The 15970-nt window shown below is 61.5% G+C and carries 14 protein-coding genes and 3 pseudogenes; 8 read left to right on the plus strand and 9 right to left on the minus strand.

Going from position 1 to position 15970, the window contains the following annotated elements; translation table 11 throughout:
- Positions 1 to 325 precede the first annotated feature (325 nt).
- Positions 326 to 1042, minus strand: a pseudogene (locus ACZ2G3_RS18965) (IS30 family transposase); the annotation flags it as partial.
- Between the two features lie 145 nt (positions 1043 to 1187).
- On the opposite strand from ACZ2G3_RS18965, the pseudogene ACZ2G3_RS18970 reads away from it, so the two are divergent.
- From ACZ2G3_RS18970 to ACZ2G3_RS18980, 3 genes and pseudogenes are all read left to right on the plus strand, one after another.
- A pseudogene (locus ACZ2G3_RS18970) lies at positions 1188 to 2322 on the plus strand (IS256 family transposase).
- Between the two features lie 57 nt (positions 2323 to 2379).
- A pseudogene (locus ACZ2G3_RS18975) lies at positions 2380 to 2475 on the plus strand (universal stress protein); the annotation flags it as partial.
- Between the two features lie 89 nt (positions 2476 to 2564).
- Positions 2565 to 3584, plus strand: coding sequence for an acyltransferase (locus ACZ2G3_RS18980; protein WP_419271698.1), 1020 nt, complete (start codon positions 2565 to 2567; stop codon positions 3582 to 3584).
- Between the two features lie 4 nt (positions 3585 to 3588).
- On the opposite strand, the gene ACZ2G3_RS18985 is transcribed toward ACZ2G3_RS18980, so the two are convergent.
- Positions 3589 to 4806, minus strand: coding sequence for an MFS transporter (locus ACZ2G3_RS18985; protein ID WP_419271697.1), 1218 nt, complete (start codon positions 4804 to 4806; stop codon positions 3589 to 3591).
- A gap of 579 nt (positions 4807 to 5385) precedes the next feature.
- Between ACZ2G3_RS18985 and ACZ2G3_RS18990 the strand changes: the two genes are divergently transcribed.
- Genes ACZ2G3_RS18990 through ACZ2G3_RS19000 form a run of 3 tightly spaced genes read left to right on the plus strand, consistent with a single transcriptional unit; the run spans position 5386 to position 7916 of the window.
- On the plus strand, positions 5386 to 6924 hold the full coding sequence (locus ACZ2G3_RS18990) for a flavin monoamine oxidase family protein (protein ID WP_470400061.1): 1539 nt from the start codon (positions 5386 to 5388) through the stop codon (positions 6922 to 6924).
- Positions 6925 to 6932: 8 nt separating this feature from the next.
- Entirely contained in the window at positions 6933 to 7403 is a 471-nt protein-coding gene (locus tag ACZ2G3_RS18995; RefSeq protein WP_419271483.1) for a c-type cytochrome, read from the plus strand.
- A gap of 21 nt (positions 7404 to 7424) precedes the next feature.
- Positions 7425 to 7916 carry a RidA family protein gene (locus ACZ2G3_RS19000; protein ID WP_419271484.1) on the plus strand — a complete coding sequence of 164 codons (492 nt, stop codon included), beginning with the start codon at positions 7425 to 7427 and terminating at the stop codon, positions 7914 to 7916.
- 1449 nt (positions 7917 to 9365) lie between these two features.
- Here ACZ2G3_RS19000 and ACZ2G3_RS19005 read toward each other — a convergent pair.
- From ACZ2G3_RS19005 to ACZ2G3_RS19015, 3 genes are all read right to left on the minus strand, one after another.
- On the minus strand, positions 9366 to 10316 hold the full coding sequence (locus tag ACZ2G3_RS19005) for an alpha/beta hydrolase (RefSeq protein WP_419271485.1): 951 nt from the start codon (positions 10314 to 10316) through the stop codon (positions 9366 to 9368).
- Positions 10317 to 10675: 359 nt separating this feature from the next.
- On the minus strand, positions 10676 to 11077 hold the full coding sequence (locus tag ACZ2G3_RS19010) for a four-helix bundle copper-binding protein (RefSeq protein ID WP_470400064.1): 402 nt from the start codon (positions 11075 to 11077) through the stop codon (positions 10676 to 10678).
- 106 nt (positions 11078 to 11183) lie between these two features.
- The gene (locus ACZ2G3_RS19015) at positions 11184 to 11456 is read right to left on the minus strand and encodes a metal-sensitive transcriptional regulator (RefSeq protein WP_470400065.1); all 273 of its coding nucleotides are present in this window, start codon (positions 11454 to 11456) and stop codon (positions 11184 to 11186) included.
- Between the two features lie 166 nt (positions 11457 to 11622).
- Here ACZ2G3_RS19015 and ACZ2G3_RS19020 point away from each other — a divergent pair, with 166 nt between their 5' ends.
- Positions 11623 to 12237, plus strand: coding sequence for a c-type cytochrome (locus tag ACZ2G3_RS19020; protein ID WP_470400066.1), 615 nt, complete (start codon positions 11623 to 11625; stop codon positions 12235 to 12237).
- Positions 12238 to 12251: 14 nt separating this feature from the next.
- Entirely contained in the window at positions 12252 to 13115 is an 864-nt protein-coding gene (locus tag ACZ2G3_RS19025) for a DUF305 domain-containing protein (protein WP_470400068.1), read from the plus strand.
- 132 nt (positions 13116 to 13247) lie between these two features.
- Here the strand turns inward: ACZ2G3_RS19025 and ACZ2G3_RS19030 are convergent, their stop codons facing one another.
- The 4 genes from ACZ2G3_RS19030 to tnpA all read right to left on the minus strand — a co-directional run bounded on the left by ACZ2G3_RS19030 (position 13248) and on the right by tnpA (position 15956).
- The gene (locus ACZ2G3_RS19030) at positions 13248 to 13586 is read right to left on the minus strand and encodes a YnfA family protein (RefSeq protein ID WP_419271490.1); all 339 of its coding nucleotides are present in this window, start codon (positions 13584 to 13586) and stop codon (positions 13248 to 13250) included.
- Positions 13586 to 15181 carry an IS66 family transposase gene (gene tnpC / locus ACZ2G3_RS19035; protein WP_470396013.1) on the minus strand — a complete coding sequence of 532 codons (1596 nt, stop codon included), beginning with the start codon at positions 15179 to 15181 and terminating at the stop codon, positions 13586 to 13588. Before tnpC ends, ACZ2G3_RS19030 begins: the two co-directional genes overlap by 1 nt.
- Positions 15182 to 15243: 62 nt before the next feature.
- Positions 15244 to 15591, minus strand: a complete 348-nt coding sequence (tnpB, locus tag ACZ2G3_RS19040; protein WP_419271492.1) for an IS66 family insertion sequence element accessory protein TnpB — start codon at positions 15589 to 15591, stop codon at positions 15244 to 15246.
- Positions 15588 to 15956, minus strand: coding sequence for an IS66-like element accessory protein TnpA (gene tnpA / locus ACZ2G3_RS19045; RefSeq protein WP_419271493.1), 369 nt, complete (start codon positions 15954 to 15956; stop codon positions 15588 to 15590). Before tnpA ends, tnpB begins: the two co-directional genes overlap by 4 nt.
- Positions 15957 to 15970: the final 14 nt, after the last annotated feature.

Consider the following 15970-nt stretch of genomic DNA (forward strand, 5'->3'; position numbering starts at 1 on the left):
CGTTGGACATCCTGCTGAAATGGGCAGGGGGTCGTTTCTGACAGAGGCTTTTCCGTGCCTGCGCAAGAAACGGCACCATAAAAGCTAAAACATCGCGGGGCGCAGGGATGTCGTCTGCGCGACAGAACCGCCTCTGGCTCCTGCAAATTTTATCGATAACGACAAGCACGGCCCCTCCGGTGCGGGTTCCGTGCCAGTTGGCGCCACCGGCGCCATAGGCCGGCGCAAGATGCGGAGTGAGGGCGGCAATGATGCGCCTGGTGCGGTTCACCCGATCCTCATCCACATCGGCGCAGACGATGCTGAAAAAGAAGTCGGGGTGGGTTCAACCGGTCAGCGCAACGGCTCTTTCGAACGTAGCAGCCGGCGTTTCGAAGCTAAGCGTTTTCCGTGGCCTTGTGTTAAGCCGGAAAGCGACCTGGTCAAGATCATGCTGCGTGTAAACGGATAGGTCCGTCCCATTCGGGAAGTATTGGCGAAGCAACCCATTGGTATTTTCGTTGCTGCCGCGCTGCCACGGGCTCTTGGGATCACAGAAGTAGACGCTGACATCTGTCGCGACGGTGAATTTGCGATGATAAGCCAGTTCCATCCCCCGGTCCCAGGTCAACGAAGCCATGACGCCCTGCGGTAGGTGCTGCACCCGGGAGATCAGGGCGCTGACGACACTGTCGCTGTCCTTGCCCCCGACTTTGACCAGCATGACAAAGCGCGAGCTGCGTTCGACCAGCGTGGCGATGTGGCTGTTTCTGGAGCCGCTCAACAAGTCGCCTTCCCAGTGGCCGGGAATGGCGCGATCCTCGACTTCTGCTGGCCTGTCCCGGATCGACACGGCGTCGACGATCTGCCCCCGGGTCTGACCTGCCGTTGTCGCGGTTCGGCCCCGACGCATGATCCTGCGACTGCGCAGATGGGCGAGCAGCTCTTTCTTGAGGACGCCTCGCGCCTGAATGAACAGGCTTTTATAGATCGTCTCGTGCGAGATGGTCATGGAGGGGTCTCCAGGATGACCTCGCGCCTTCAGCCACCCGGCGATCTGTTGTGAGAGTGTCCGGCCTTCTGTGTATTCGTGATCTGGTCCATGCTTCCTGAGAGGAGCAAGGACGATGACGATTTCGAACGAGTTGCTGGACGAGCTGCTGAAGGGCTGCAAGCGGCCTGACGATCTGCTTGGCGAGGCTGGGCTGATGAAGGAACTGAAGATCCGGCTGATGGAACGGATGCTCGGGGCCGAACTGACCGCGCATCTGGGCTATGAGGCCGGTGCCGAGGCACCGCAGGAACAGTTCAACCGCCGCAACGGGATTTTCAACCAAGCGCGTGGAGGGCTCGGATGGCGAGGTGCCGCTATCCGTTCCGCGCGACCGGGACGGCAGTTTCAAGCCGGAGCTGGTGAAGAAGGGCCAGACCCGGATCGATGGGGTGGATGACAAGATCATCGGTCTCTATGCCGCCGGTCTGTCAGTGCGCGACATCCAGGCCCATCTTGAGGATCTCTATGGCCTGCGGGTTTCGCCTGACCTGATCAGCCGCGTTACAGATGCCGTTCTGGACGAGGTGCGCGAGTGGCAGCACCGGGCGCTGGACCGGATGTATCCGATCGTCATTTTTGACGCGCTAAGGGTCAAGATCCGCGATGCCGACAGCCGGATGGTCAAGAACAAGGCCGTTTACATCGCCTTGGGCGTCACCCGGGACGGGGATCGCGAGGTCCTCGGGCTCTGGATCGCCGACAATGAAGGCGCCAAGTTCTGGCTGTCAGTGATGAACGAACTGCGCAATCGGGGCGTCCAGGACATCCTGATTGCGGTCGTGGACGGCCTGAAGGGCTTCCCAGAGGCCATCACCGCGGCCTTCCCTGACACCACAGTTCAGACCTGCATCGTTCACCTGATCAGACATTCCATGAACTTCTGCAGCTGGAAGGACCGCAAGACCGTGGCCGCCGATCTGCGCCCGATCTACCAGGCCCCAACGGCCGAGGAGGCCGCCCGACAGCTCGATGGGTTCGAGGAGAAATGGGCCGGGAAATACCCTTCCATCGCCCCAGCCTGGCGCCGGGCCTGGGCGGAGGTGATCCCGTTCTTTGCCTTCAGTGCCGCGATCCGGAAGATCATCTACACCACAAACGCCGTGGAATCGTTGAACCGGGTGTTACGGAAGACGCTGAAAACCAAGGGCTCATTCCCGACCGAGGAGGCCGCGACCAAGCTGATCTTCCTGGCGATCCGCAACTTCGAAAAGGGTGGCCGCGCGGTGCGCGAATGGGTTGCGGCCCGTAATCAGCTGGCCATAATGTTCGCCGGGCGTTTCGACGCCTGACCGTATCTGAAAACCGCATGGGCCCGGTCAGATACACAGAGTTTCAGACACTCCCGGGCCTATGGCCACTCCCGCATTCGCAGCCTGATCATCGGGTCTACGACCACAGCAATGGTGCAGGCCGTCAAGATCCCGGTACTGCTCTACCGCTGAAACCTCACTTACGGAACAGTCGGCGTCGGCGAGAACCGGCGCCGGCACTTCAAGAGTTCTTTGGCAAAGATACAGGAAAAAGGCGGGCCATGACCCAAGCCAATGCTACCTCCACGCCTCGAAGGCAGTTGGCCTCTGCACAGTCACGCCTGCTCTGGATGGATATCATACGTGGTGCAGCCATTCTGGCCGTTATCACTGTTCATTCCATAACCTTCATCGAGCGCTACGACTTCGAGCCCACCAAGCTCTGGCGGAACCTCAATGAAACGCTGACGCTTTTCCGGATGCCGATCCTGATCCTGTTGTCTGGCATGCTTTTGCCGAGGTCACTGGCGAAGCCTGCGCCCGCCTACGTCTCTGGAAAAGTTCGTGCCATCCTTTGGCCGTTTCTGGTCTGGTCGACGATCTACGCCGTGGTGACAGGAACAGACTTCAGCAGCCCTTATCAACTGCGCCAGGTTTACATCGGCGGCAGTCATCTGTGGTTCCTGGCCTTCATCTTCGTCTACTACCTGGTGGCCAGGCCGCTCCGCCCAGTGGATCCCTTCGTCATTGCCGCTGTTGCCTTCGCGCTCTCCGTCATCGCACCGGAGGGAGAGAAATACTCCGAACGGATCCTCTTCCTCATGTCGCTGTTTTTCCTCGGCAGCGCCCTGTCCAGCCATGCCGCCCGCCTTGGAAACATCCTGAGATCCCCCTTGATCTGGCTTCTCACGCCCGTCGTGGCGGGAGCGGCCTTCATGACGGTGCGCCATGACCTGAACTTCGGGCCTTATTGGGTGGCCCTGTCCCTTGCAGGCTTCCTGTTCTTCTCGGCCTTGGCGCAGAGACTGGAGAAGCTGGACATCTTTCGTCCTTTGATCTGGATCGGGCAGAGGTCGATCGTGTTCTATGTCAGCCACGCCATCTTCATCATCGTCGTCGCGAGACTTGCTCAGAGGGCAGGAATAACGAGCTACGCCTTCACGGCGACAGCGTCTGTCGTGGTCAGCCTGGTCGGGGGGTGGGCTTTGGCCGCAGGCATGGAGAAATGGGCGCTCCTCAAGTGGCTCTTTGTTCTTCCTGCCCCAGGACGAGGATCACCCATGACGATGCCGACAAGATGACCCCTCAGCAGGGTGCCAGATCAGACCGGACCCGCGCGGCGATGATCCAGCACAGGACCACCATTGCCGCGCACCACAGGCCGAGAAACAGGCTCTGCGTTGGAAAGTCCACGCCGGCATCGATCAGGATGCCGGTCAGGCCAGGTCCGATTGCGGTGGAGATGACCATGATCGTGGTCGCCAGGGACCGGATCGCCCCCAGATGCGCCGTCCCGTAGAGAACGGGGAACAGGACGCCCCAGAGGGATCCCGCCGTGCCTTGGGTGATCCCGACGACTGCCAAAGCGACATACCATCCGGCTACACTCTCGGCCGGGCCGATCAGGCTGACGCCGACCCCCATGGGCAGCAGCAGCATCGGCAGGAGGCGGACCGCTCCGAACCGGTCTGCCGCCCAGCCTGACGCAAAGGCGGCGATCACGGTTGACAGGCCGAAGGCCGTGTAGCCCGGCGCCATTTCGGCCAAGGTCCAGCCCTTGACCTGCGCCACATGCGCCTGATGAAAGAAGATCACGGTGGCGATGAAGCCGGGCGTCAGCAGCACCGGCAGCAGGGCAGGCAAGAGCCAATGCCGTGCTGCGTCCCGCCGGCGCCACTGCCGGCCCATCAGCCCTGGCCGCGTCACCTGCGCCGCATGGGCCACAGGAGCGCGGCCCTCGGACAGCAACACGGCCAAGAGGGGCGCCACCCCGACACACAGAATGACCGCCACGATCAACCAGGTGCTTCGCCAACCGATGGCGCCGATGAGAGCGACCACCAGCAACGGCACGACGATCTCTCCCGCTGGATGCCCAAGGTTGGTGATCGACACTGCCTGTCCACGTCTTGCCTCGAACCAGCGCCCCATTGCGGTCATGGCAATATGGCTGAACATGCCTTGGCCGCAGAAGCGCAGCAGGAACAGGGCCATCCCAAGGACCGGCAGCGAGGGTGCCCAAGCCATGGCGATGGCGGCGGCAGCGAAGATGAGCGCCACTGACGGCGCCAAGCGCGACAGCGGGACGCTGTCGGCCAAAGAGCCGCGCCAGAACATCAATGCCGCGGCAGACAGGGTGGCAACGGTGTAAAGGCTGCCCCAACTGCCATCGGTCAATCCGTGTTCATTCTTGATGAACACGGCAAAGAGCGAGATGAACCAAGTTTGCCCGAAGGCGGATGTAAACGTCAGAAGCAGGCCGGCGCAGAGCCAGCGGATATTGCTTCGAAGAAATTCGATCATGCGAAATCCACCGATGCCGACAGAGCGGCCTTTTGCACAGGCTGCAATGAAGCTCCTCTGGCATAGGATGCCGCAGGAGGCAATGTGAGGGAGATGCTGCAGCCCGCACAAATGACCGGTTTGGGCGTCGCCCTCAAGGCTTTTGACCGACGGCAATGGGCTCTTCATGTTAAAGTGAGTTCATCCGGCGCGGGACCGGCGCCCTCAGGCTAGGTCGAGGCTACGCAACCCATAGATCAAGCCGCTCGCGCCGCATTGACATCCTGAATAGCGTCGGCGGCACGGCCCCCACATGATTAATTGTTGTGCCGCCGCGCCGTTTAGGCACACGGCCAATACACTGTTCCTAAACGTCTGCCTACAGTTTCGACATTTTGGTTGCCAGATGTTGCACGATGCGCAAAAGTTAGACATCGGTCGGGCTTTCGGTCGTATCGACGTCAGGGTCGGTTTCCTCCCCAAGCAATTCCGATGAGTTTCTCATTCAACCGCCACGAGCTCCTCAGCCGAGCGGTTTAGCTGGAGAGGACAGGAATGACTTTTAACCCAGAAGGTATGTCTCGCCGTTCACTGCTGTCGATGATCGGCACAGTGGCGGGGGCAAGCGCCATGTATGGCGCGATGGGTGCGCTTGGGTTGGCTCAAGCGTCTACCTACGATGGACGGCTCGAGCTGCAAGGGGACGGCAACGGCACGCGTGTCTTGATCCTGGGCGCGGGCCTCGCCGGCATGACGGCTGCTTACGAGCTAGGCCGTGCAGGCTACCAAGTGAAGGTGCTGGAGTTTCGCGAAAAGGCGGGTGGGCGGTGCTGGAGCCTCCGCGGCGGAGATACTTACACCGAGCTTGGCGGTGAGACGCAGGAGGTCACCTTCTCCGAAGGAAATTACCTCAATCCCGGCCCGTGGCGGATTCCCTCCGACCACTACGCTGTATTGGATTACTGCAAGCGCTTCGGTGTCAAACTTGAGCCCTTCATTCAGGTCAACTACAGCGCCTACCTGCACAACTCGAACGCTTTCGACGGGAAACCACAACGGTTCCGGGAGATATCAACGGACTTCCGCGGACACGTTGCCGAACTCCTGGCAAAGGTCGTCGATCAGGGCGCCTTGGACGCAGAGGTCACGGAAGCGGATGCAGGACTGCTACGTGATGCCTTGAAGCGTTACGGCGCACTCACGGACAACATGGAATATACCACCGGTGAGCAGTCCTCCGCTTTCCGTGGCTGGGCCTCCCCAGAAGGCGGAGGGACGACAGGCAAGCCGGAGCCCTCCGAGGTGATCTCTCTTTCTGACATCCTCCAATCCAACCTCTGGCGCAACCTGACAGCGGGCGACGACCTGCACATGCAGTCGACGATCTTCCAGCCAGTTGGCGGGATGGACAAGATCGCCGAGGCCTTCGCGCGCGAGGTGGATGGCCTTGTCACCTACAACGCAAAGGTGACCCGCATTCGGCATGAGGGGGATACGGTGACCGTCACGTGGATGCCGTCGAGCGGCGGCGACGAGCAGACGGAGACGGCAGATTACTGCATCTGCACCATCCCGTTCTCGATACTGGGACAGGTCGATCACGATTTTTCGTCGCGCATGTCGGGGATCATCGACAGCATGTATTACGCCTCGTCCTTCAAATGCGGGATCGAGTTCAAGCGCCGGTTCTGGGAGCAGGACGAGAACATCTATGGCGGCATCAGCTACACCAACCTTCCTATCTCGCTCATCTCCTATCCTTCCACGGACTTCTTCAGTGACGGCCCCGCAGTCCTTCTTGGCGCCTATAGCTGGGGAGCGGCTTCGTATCAGTTCAACGCGATGTCACCTCCAGAGCGTGTGGAAACCGTGCTGGCCTACGGCAGCCAGATCCACCCGCAATATCGCGACGAATTCGTCTCAGGCGTAGCGGTGGGGTGGCATCGGGTGCCATGGGTGCTGGGCTGCTATGGCATCTGGAAGGATCGGGATGCCGACTACATGGATGCAACGGTGATGGACGGCCGCACGCTGATGGCCGGTGAACATATCTCCTATCTTCCCGCGTGGATGGAAGGCGCAATCCTGTCGGCCCTGGACGCAGTGCAGCGTCTTCATGCCACCGTCACTGAAGCATAGAGGTTATCATGAAACATCTGCTGTTTCCCCTGGCGGCCCTGGCTGCTTTGTCCATCTCGGCCGGCGCCCAGGAAACCGGTTCAGCCAACGCAATTCAGGAGGAAGTCGAGGTCGATGCGGCTCAAGAGGCTGGCGAAGTTGATATGAGCCAGCGCGCAGGCTGGTTTGAAGATCCCGCGCGCCTGGCGCAGTCGGGCGGCAGGGACGTCTACGACGCCGTCTGTGCCGGCTGTCACATGCCAGATGGTGAGGGCGCTGAGGGGGCAGGTGAATATCCTGCACTCGCAGGCAACGAGAACCTGCTGACCCCGGACTACCCGATCTACATCATTCTGAATGGTCAGAAGGCTATGCCTCCGATCGGCGGCATTCTGGATGACACACAAGTTGCGGATGTTGTGAACTACATCCGCACGTCTTTCGGCAACGACTATTCCGAGGACCCTGCCACGCCAGAGCGCGTTTCTGATGCTCGGTGAAGCCCAATGAAAGGACAATTGATGACGTTCAAACTTGCCGCCTTCGCCCTGACGATGCTGGCCGTTCCTGCAGCTGCACAGGAGCTCACCCGACATCCGATCCCGAACTCAGACTTTCCAATCTTGCAGGCGGTCGAGGTCCCGGCGGGCATGACGACGGTCTATCTGAGCGGGACGGTTCCTGCCGTGATCAACGAGGACGCCGACCGCAACAGCGTTGAAGCTTACGGAACCACGGAGGAGCAAACGGTCAGCGTCATGAACCGCATCAAGGACCAGCTCGAGGGTCTGGGCATGGAAGTCGGCGACATCATCAAGATGCAGGCGTTCCTGGTCGCTCCCGAAGGCGAAGCCGTAGACTTCGAGGGCTTCATGGCCGGATACAGCCAGTTCTTCGGCACCGAGGAGCAGCCGAATCTGCCTGTGCGCTCTGCAATGGTGGTCGACGCGTTGGTGAATCCGGCTTGGCTCGTTGAGTTGGAGGTAACGGCCGTCCGCCCCGCGGCGGAGTAGAACGTCCCGAACCTGACTCATGGCAATGCCCGGGCGCTACGGCGTCCGGGCACGTTAGTGTCTGCTTCAACTTGATGATGCACATGCCCTGCTGCGCTGCCGTTAGACTGCTCTCCGCCCTGTACGTCACCGATGCTGCGCCTGCGAATGGTCTCTGGAACGAAACACCCAACGGCCGAAAGCCCCGCGTTTTGGCCGCTGGTGCCAGTTGCAGCATTTTTAATTTTTGGGCTCTTCTTGTCGGCACTTGGTAGCGACAATGGCGGGCGCTATGCGGGACCGTTCTGCCGGTGGCTGCTCCCCTGCGAATACCGTTCGCACTCGCAGCATCTGCGACGTGCTAGGCCGTCCTCTATGGGCCGGATGTGTCCTCATGCACTCCACAGCGTAGCCCGCGGCCGCCATCACCTGTTAGCACATCACGAGGCCGGCTTCGCTCTGCATAGACATTCTCAGGCATCGTTTCGGGGCTGACACTGAAAGCCAGAGGCAGGTCGCAAATTGCGTGCGTATTCCCGAAGCGCTTGGGAACGTCGGCATGCCGCGCGTGTTCCATTCCTGCGAGCCCGGTTCAGCGCGCAGATCGCCGAACTGCTCATGCACTTCGAGGAAGGAGGGCACATGAATAAACGAGGCAACCTAGCGCCGCGCACGAGGCGGACCCGAGACCCGATTGCTTTTCGCGCGGTGGCAATGGGGAGTATAGCAAGCCTCGCCGTGCACGGCGCCTTGGCCATCTTCGGGCGAAGCGCGGGGCGCAGCGCACTCGCGCCGATCAACGCGTCCAGCCACATCGTGTTTGGCCCGGCGGCGGGGGCAGTCGAAGAAGCCGACCTTTCGCATACGGGAGTGGGGGCGGCGATCAATCACGAGGCCTCGATCTTCTGGGCAGTGCCGCTTGCGTGGTGGCTCGCTACACGTCGCGAAACGTCGACGGTGGACATCGTCCGAGGCGCAGCGGCGACGGGCATCACTGCTGGGGTGATTGACTATGGCGTGGTGCCCCGCCGCCTGTCGCCGGGCTGGCACCTTGCGCTTCCTGCAAGGTCGGTCGCGGGAACTTTCGGGGCGCTTGCCGCGGGACTGGCGCTTGGCGCACTACTGACCCGCGGCCCAGACAGAGTACCATCACGAAGAACGCGCGGGAATGTCTTTGGCCGGAAACGACCATGATCCGTCGGCTCGTCGAATGGCAGCTAAGAGCCGTGCGCTCACGCTGCACCTGCATTCGCTGCGGCCAGTGCAAATGTCGCTGAAGGACTCTTTTGTAACTGCCTGCGCGCCGCATTGGCGGTTGCTGGCTTCGGCAAAACCACCCGCTCCCATCTGGAGGGCGAGGAGCGGGGGCCGCCGACGCAATGGCCCCCTTTCAAGGTAGCGTACGCTTAGCACCCATGGGAGATTGAGCCTAAGGGCGGACAGAGGCTCCTCCATCTTGCCGCGCCAGGTTCAGTCGAGCATCCCCTTGGATCCGAGCCACTCCACCAGGAGATCAGGCCATGTCTCCGCCGGCATGTCGCGGACCATGCGGAGCGAGAAGCCGTGTCCACCTTGTTCGAACTGGTGCAACTCGACCGGGACGCCAGCCTCCCTTAAAGCAGCCACAAGGCGGAAGGTGTTTTCCGGAATGACCGCGTCGTCGTCATTGGCTCCGAAGATGAAGGTTGGCGGCATCTCGGCGGTGACCAGCTTGTCGATCGAGTGGGCGTTAACCGTAGCATCATCAGGTGCGGTGCCCAGCAGCTCCTCACGCGACTGCGGGTGGGTGATGCCCTCCTCCATGCTGATCACGGGATATCCGAGAGCGAGGAAGTCGGGGCGGGCCGAGGCCGTATCCGTCTCGTCGACAGGCTCGTAGGCGTCGAGGGTGGGCGCGGCTGCAAGCCATGCTGCCAAGTGCCCGCCGGCCGAGAACCCCAACACGCCCACGCGCGAGGCATCCAAGCCCCATTCATCCGCATTGGTGCGGATCAGACGCATTGCCCTCTGCGCGTCTGCGATCGGCGCATTGGTTGCCTGCCCGCCACCCGGAAGCCGGTAAAGCAGTCGGAACACCGTGATCCCGGCTTCGTTCAGGGCTGGCGCGATCTCATCAGCCTCCTTGTCATAGACAACGCGCGCATAAGCGCCGCCCGGTGTCACCAGCATGGCAGAACCATTGGGGTTCTCAGGTAGGTAGACCATGAGGTCGGGCGTGGTGATGTTGAATGCTGCCCGATCCTTCACGGCAGGGTCTTCCGACCGCTCGCGGATTTCCTGCGGCTCTTCGAAGGTGGCGGACCCCACGGGCGTATCCGGCCAGACCTGGATCTGCATGCGATCTGTCAACGGTTCTGCCTGTGCAGCAGCGCCTATTATCCACATGCCAAGCGTTGCGATCGCGAGGTTGCGTTGGATCATGTATCTCGAACTCCCATAGTGACCTTGGAATTGCCCAGGCCTTCTCGATCACAGCTTCATGATGGTGCTGCGAGCGTCCAGCCATGCAAGTTGCTTACAGGACCAAATGATGAAGATCGGTGACGCCCTCTGCTGGAGCGACCGGCGCCTGTGAGCTTCTGCGGCATCTGCCTGGCAGCCTGCAACGATGCCTCAGCGGGGCAGGGAGACCTGTCGCATAAAGGTATTATAATACCACATAAACGGATTTATGCAACATAATCGCTTTGAGGTTCTTAAACCAAAGGCCACCTTCAAGCAGACCGCCAGCATCGCCGAGTTGTTTTTAGCTGCAGCAGACGGCCCGCCTTTATCCAGATTTACTGGACCTCGTGCAGCGCAGCTTGGCAGGCCTCAGCGCAACGTTTGCAGGCCTCGGCGCAGATCCGGCAGTGCTCGTGCTTCTCGGCGTGACCCTGGCATTCTTCGCCACACCGGCGGCACGCTTCACTGCATGCCTGGATCACTGCTCGAAGAACCTCAACATTCGATCCAGTTCGCCTGGACGCCATCGCTCCGGCTGCCGCACAGATGTCGGCGCAATCCAAGTTCAGCCGGATGCACTGCCGGAGCTCGGCCACCATATCTTCAGCCAGGCACGCGTCAGCGCAGGACGTGCAGGTCTGTGCGCAGCCGTATGCTTCTTCAATGAATTGGATGAGCCGGTCGGCTGTGCTGCCCTGAACATGAGGATGGGTGCTGATCATTTCGCGGACGTGCATGTCATTTCCTTCCGATTAGGTTTCGGGTCGGTTGAACATACAGGAGGGGGGTAATGTTCCAGCGCATGACCAAGGACAGGCGGCGCCGACCGGAGGACGTGCATTATTACCTGCAGACCCTTTCAAAAATGCTCACCAGCTCGCGGAATTTCTCGCGTTGTGCATCAGCGTCATTCGAGGCGATGGCTCTTTCGACGCATTCGTCGGCATGATCCTGCAGGATGAGGACTTCCACCTGAGCCAAGGCCGAACGGATGGCGAGAGTCTGATTGAGAATATCAACGCAGTAGCGGTCTTCTTCGATCATCCTGATGACGCCGCGGACCTGGCCCTCAAGGCGGGCAAGCCGGTGCAATGCTGCTTGTTTACGTTGGTTCATAGTTCGCTTGTCTCTCATGGCTCAAGCCAAAAACCATATGCAGTTCCAAAAGTTTCAGGAACACCTGCAGCCCAAGCGTGTTTGGACAAAGAACCCCATGGGGGTATCTGAGCGAGTTTCGATACAATCCTCGGCCTCAGGCCGAGCATATTGACAGGAGAGGCACATGACGAAGAAGTTCGGGGCCGGATTGATGCTGGGTGTCGTTGGGACGGCACTGATCGCAATCGCCATGTGGCTGACTGTTGCCTACACAGGCGCGTACAATGTCGCCGCCTCAGATCAGCATGCCGACGCCGTGAGATGGACGCTCGACACCACGATGCGCCGCTCCGTCGAGCGCCGTTCTGGCGACGTGGAGCTTCCGGAAACTTTCTCGGACGAGTTGGTGGCACAGGGCGCGCATCATTATGCTGAAAGCTGTGTTTACTGCCATGGGGCGCCGGGCCAGGACCCGACGGAGTGGTCGCGAGGAATGCGGCCCGAGCCGCCGCATCTTATGGAAGCGGCCGCCGAGTGGAGCGCAGAGGAGATCTACTGGATTGTGGAGAACGGCATCAAGATGAGCGGGATGCCGGCCTTCGGCACCCACCATGGACCAGAGGGGATCGTGGCGCTGACCGCCTTCGTGACGCAGATGCCAGGCCTTTCCTCCGAGGACTACCGCACGCTGACCAGCGGCGGCGGCGCGTCTGATGCAGAAGCTGCTCCCGCCGCCGCGGCAGGTTCCGCAGAGACGACAGACGGTAACGAGGCCGAGCCAGGCGCAGCCGCAAACTGAGGAGAAGAATATCCATGTCCTATATCCGCTTCGGCCTGATGATCCTCACCTCGACGGTGGTGATGTTCGTCCTGATGTACCTGAACACCTATGCCTGGGAGCATGTCTTCTTCTCCGAAACGCGTACCTACATGGCCATTATGATGGGTGCCACCATGGCCGTTATCATGCTGGCCTACATGCTGGGCATGTATTCCAACAAGATGCTCAACATCGCGATTTTCGTCGGATCGGTAGTTGTCTTCGCGCTCTCGCTCTGGCTCGTTCGTAGCCAGGTCACCGTTTCGGGTCCGAGCTACATGCGCGCGATGATCCCGCATCACTCAATCGCGATCATGACGTCTGAGCGAGCGCAAATCCGTGACCCGCGCGTTCGCAAGCTTGCCGATGAAATCATCGAAGCGCAGCGGCGCGAGATAGCGGAAATGCGGTATCTCATCAGCGAAGTGTCGGACGGCAATGTTGTGGAGAGCATCTATCAGGATCCGGCTGCCGAGCCGGGCACTGTGCAGGACGCCCTTTCGAACACGCTGATCTCCACTCTTGATCTCGCACCCATGCCGGAAGCCGAGGCGGAGCGAGTGCTTTCTGCTGCAGACCGTTGCACTTTCAATCGCAGTCCGGAGACCGATCCCGTACTCTGGGTTGCGGAGGACGGCAGCGGGGCGGCCATGAAACTCAACGGAGTCCTGATCAATCTTGATGCGGACGGTGAGGCACGGAACGGGGCCGCGGATTTCTCGGCGTCGGGCACGACCATTTCGGTAAGGCCGCTCGGCGACGAAGCGGACTGGCGCCAGAACGCCGAGCTCATCCTCCGGCTCGATCGGGGATTGGAAGTCGGCTACCGCGGATTTTATGACTGCGGGGCCGGCTAAAGACTGGTGCGACAAGTTTAAGGAAAAAGGCGCCCAGTGTTAGTGGTGACCGACTTGACCTGCCCCCGTCGGTCCCTCGGTGATAACGAGTGTCTGTCGGGTTATTGGTAACCGCCCGATTGAGACCGCAGGTCACTTCTGAAGCATCGGGGCGACCAAGATGATCGCCATGCCGGTCAGGCAAAAGATTGCGCCGATGGTATCCCATCGGGTCGGGATCTGCCCCTCCACGGCCCAAAGCCAGGCGATGGATGCTGCGATGTATATGCCGCCATAGGCTGCATATGCACGACCGGCAAACTCGACCTCAACCCGCGTCAGCAAGTATGCGAACAGGGCAAGGGAGATGGCGCCCGGAATAAGCCAGAGGGCAGAGCGGCCAAGACGCAGCCAGGCCCAGAACGCGAAGCATCCTGCGATCTCGGCAAGAGCAGCCAGCGCATAGATGCCGACAGAGGCGAGGACGCTCATCATGGGCAAGCTGCATTCCACTGCCACGGCAGCAGCTCGTCAAGCCGGTTGATCTTGTGATCGTGGATGCGGTCGAGGATGTCGGCCAACCACGCCTGCGGATCGAGCCCGTTCATCTTGGCGGTTTCGATCAGGGTCATGGCCCGGGCCAGTGTCTCGCCACCGCTGTCCGAGCCTGCAAAGAGCCAGTTCTTCCGACCGATGCCGATCGGGCGCATGGCGCGCTCGGCCGGGTTGTTGTCGATGCCAACGCGGCCGTCTTCGAGGAAGAGCTCGAAGGAGGGCCAGCGGCTGAGGCCGTAACGGAAGGCCCTGGCGAGATCGCTCTTGCCCGGAATGAGCAGCAGCTGGGCCTCGGCCCATGCCTTGAAGGCATCGACCATGGGGCGGGAGTGCGCCTGGCGCGCCGCCTGTCGCAGTTCGGCGGACTGACCGGCGATCTCGCGCTCGATGTCGTAGAGCTTGCCGATCCGGTCGAGGGCCTCCCGCGCGATCTCGGACCTCCTGCCCTCCCAGACATCATGGAAGTCGCGCCTCAGGTGCGCCCAACACGCGGCCTCGCAGAACTGACTGCTGCCGTCCGCGCGCGGGGCGTAGAACGGGTTGAAGCCGGCATAGGCATCCGCTTGCAGGATGCCGCCGCTGCCTTGCAGGTGGCGCTGCGGATGCTCTCCCTTTCGATCCGGGGAGAAGCGGTAAACGACGCCGGGTGGTGCGGTGCCGGCCCAAGGTCGTTGGTCCGAGACATAGGCCCAGACACGACCCTGCTTGACCCCTTTGCCGAGGCCGCGGTCCCGGCGTGACCGGTCCAGCACGCGGATCGGAGTATCGTCCGCATGCAGCACCGGCGCGGCCATCACCTCGGCCTCAATCCGTTCAATGACAGGGGCGAGCACCTTCATGGCGCGTCCGCACCAGTCCAGCAGCGTGCTGTCCGGAATATCGGCCCCCATACGGGCGTAGATCTCGCTCTGACGGTAGAGCGGGAGGTGGTCGTCGAACTTCGAGACGAGGATCTGGGCCAGCAGCCCCGGACCGGCCATGCTGCCCGTGATCGGACGGCTCGGGGCCGCAGGCTGCACCATCTTCTCGCACCGGCGGCAGGACTTCTTCACCCGCGCGATTTGGATGACCTTCATCTGCGCCGCGACCAGGTCGAGAAGCTCGCTGACGTCCTCGCCCACCACTCGCAGCTCACCTCCACAGTCGGGGCAACAGGTGCCAGGGTCGAGCTCACGCCGTTCGCGGGGCGTTGCGTCCGACACGCGCGGACGGCGTCGCGGCTTTGCCTCGGCAACAGGAGCATCGGTCGCGGCAGGCTCATCGTCCTCGATCGGCCCGTCGCGCTGTTCGGCGGCTGCGACCAGCAGATCCTCCAGCGCCAGCTCCAGCTGGGCGATCTCGCGCTCGATCTTTTCCGAGGTTTTGCCGAAGGCCTGCTTCTGGAGTTTGGCAATCCGCAGGCGCAAGGCCTGAACCAGCTGATCGTGGGCCTGAAGAGTGGCCGACATGCGCGCATTCTCCGCCTGAAGCACGGCGATCATCGCCTTCAGGACCGCGGAGTCGTCAGTGAGAATGTCGGCATCATCAGACATGCCGACTGATACCATGCGCCGGCATGAGAGGCCAATAAAACAAGTGGATTCAGTTAGATGATCTACCCGACCCGAGCTGGGGGAGCGCCCCAGTCCGGTCGCCGCCAGTCGATCCCCTCCCAGAGCATCGCCAGCTGGGCGGAGGTCAGCCGCGCGACCCCGGCCTCGCTGTTCGGCCAAGGGAAGCGCCCGCGCTCGAGGACCTTGTAATAGAGGCAGAAGCCCTGGCCATCCCAGTAGAGCAGCTTCAGCCGGTCACCTTGGCGGCCACGGAACGCGAAGACCGCGCCGCTGGTCGGTTTCTGGCGCAGCACATCCTGGGCCAGAGCTGAGAGACCGGCAATTCCCTTCCGCATGTCGGTCGCGCCGCACGCCAGATAGACCCGGACCCCGGTGCCAGGACCGATCATGCCGCTTCCACGGCCCGGATCAACCGGGTCAGCGCCTGGCCATCCATGCTGCTGTCGAACCGAAGGCAACGACCGTTGGCTAACCGCAATTCGATCAGGACCGGTCGAGAGGGTGCTGGGGGATGTGCCGGATCAGGCAGCGAGCCGAAATCCACTGGCAGGAAAAGCGCGCCCCGATCCGGCGACCACAGCCCCTTCTTCTTCAGCTCACGGCGCCAGCCATAGACCTGCGACCGCGTGAGCTCGTGCCGTTGGGCAACCTGCGTGACCGAGGCCCCGCCGATGCCGACCTCCAGCACGATCTCGAGCTTCTCATCGTCATTCCAGCGACGGCGCCGTTCGACACCTAAAATCTCACCCAGCATGGCCTCTCCCGATA

The sequence above is a fragment of the Paracoccus sp. KKT209 genome (assembly GCF_055635455.1).

What these genes read in the sequence shown, in the direction of transcription:
- ACZ2G3_RS18980 (WP_419271698.1), top strand. Translation starts at nt 2,565, where the DNA reads ATGACCCAAGCCAATGCTACCTCCACGCCTCGAAGGCAGTTGGCCTCT.
- ACZ2G3_RS18985 (WP_419271697.1), bottom strand. Translation starts at nt 4,806, where the DNA reads ATGATCGAATTTCTTCGAAGCAATATCCGCTGGCTCTGCGCCGGCCTG.
- ACZ2G3_RS18990 (WP_470400061.1), top strand. Translation starts at nt 5,386, where the DNA reads ATGATCGGCACAGTGGCGGGGGCAAGCGCCATGTATGGCGCGATGGGT.
- ACZ2G3_RS18995 (WP_419271483.1), top strand. Translation starts at nt 6,933, where the DNA reads ATGAAACATCTGCTGTTTCCCCTGGCGGCCCTGGCTGCTTTGTCCATC.
- ACZ2G3_RS19000 (WP_419271484.1), top strand. Translation starts at nt 7,425, where the DNA reads ATGACGTTCAAACTTGCCGCCTTCGCCCTGACGATGCTGGCCGTTCCT.
- ACZ2G3_RS19005 (WP_419271485.1), bottom strand. Translation starts at nt 10,316, where the DNA reads ATGATCCAACGCAACCTCGCGATCGCAACGCTTGGCATGTGGATAATA.
- ACZ2G3_RS19010 (WP_470400064.1), bottom strand. Translation starts at nt 11,077, where the DNA reads ATGCACGTCCGCGAAATGATCAGCACCCATCCTCATGTTCAGGGCAGC.
- ACZ2G3_RS19015 (WP_470400065.1), bottom strand. Translation starts at nt 11,456, where the DNA reads ATGAACCAACGTAAACAAGCAGCATTGCACCGGCTTGCCCGCCTTGAG.
- ACZ2G3_RS19020 (WP_470400066.1), top strand. Translation starts at nt 11,623, where the DNA reads ATGACGAAGAAGTTCGGGGCCGGATTGATGCTGGGTGTCGTTGGGACG.
- ACZ2G3_RS19025 (WP_470400068.1), top strand. Translation starts at nt 12,252, where the DNA reads ATGTCCTATATCCGCTTCGGCCTGATGATCCTCACCTCGACGGTGGTG.
- ACZ2G3_RS19030 (WP_419271490.1), bottom strand. Translation starts at nt 13,586, where the DNA reads ATGAGCGTCCTCGCCTCTGTCGGCATCTATGCGCTGGCTGCTCTTGCC.
- tnpC (WP_470396013.1), bottom strand. Translation starts at nt 15,181, where the DNA reads ATGTCTGATGATGCCGACATTCTCACTGACGACTCCGCGGTCCTGAAG.
- tnpB (WP_419271492.1), bottom strand. Translation starts at nt 15,591, where the DNA reads ATGATCGGTCCTGGCACCGGGGTCCGGGTCTATCTGGCGTGCGGCGCG.
- tnpA (WP_419271493.1), bottom strand. Translation starts at nt 15,956, where the DNA reads ATGCTGGGTGAGATTTTAGGTGTCGAACGGCGCCGTCGCTGGAATGAC.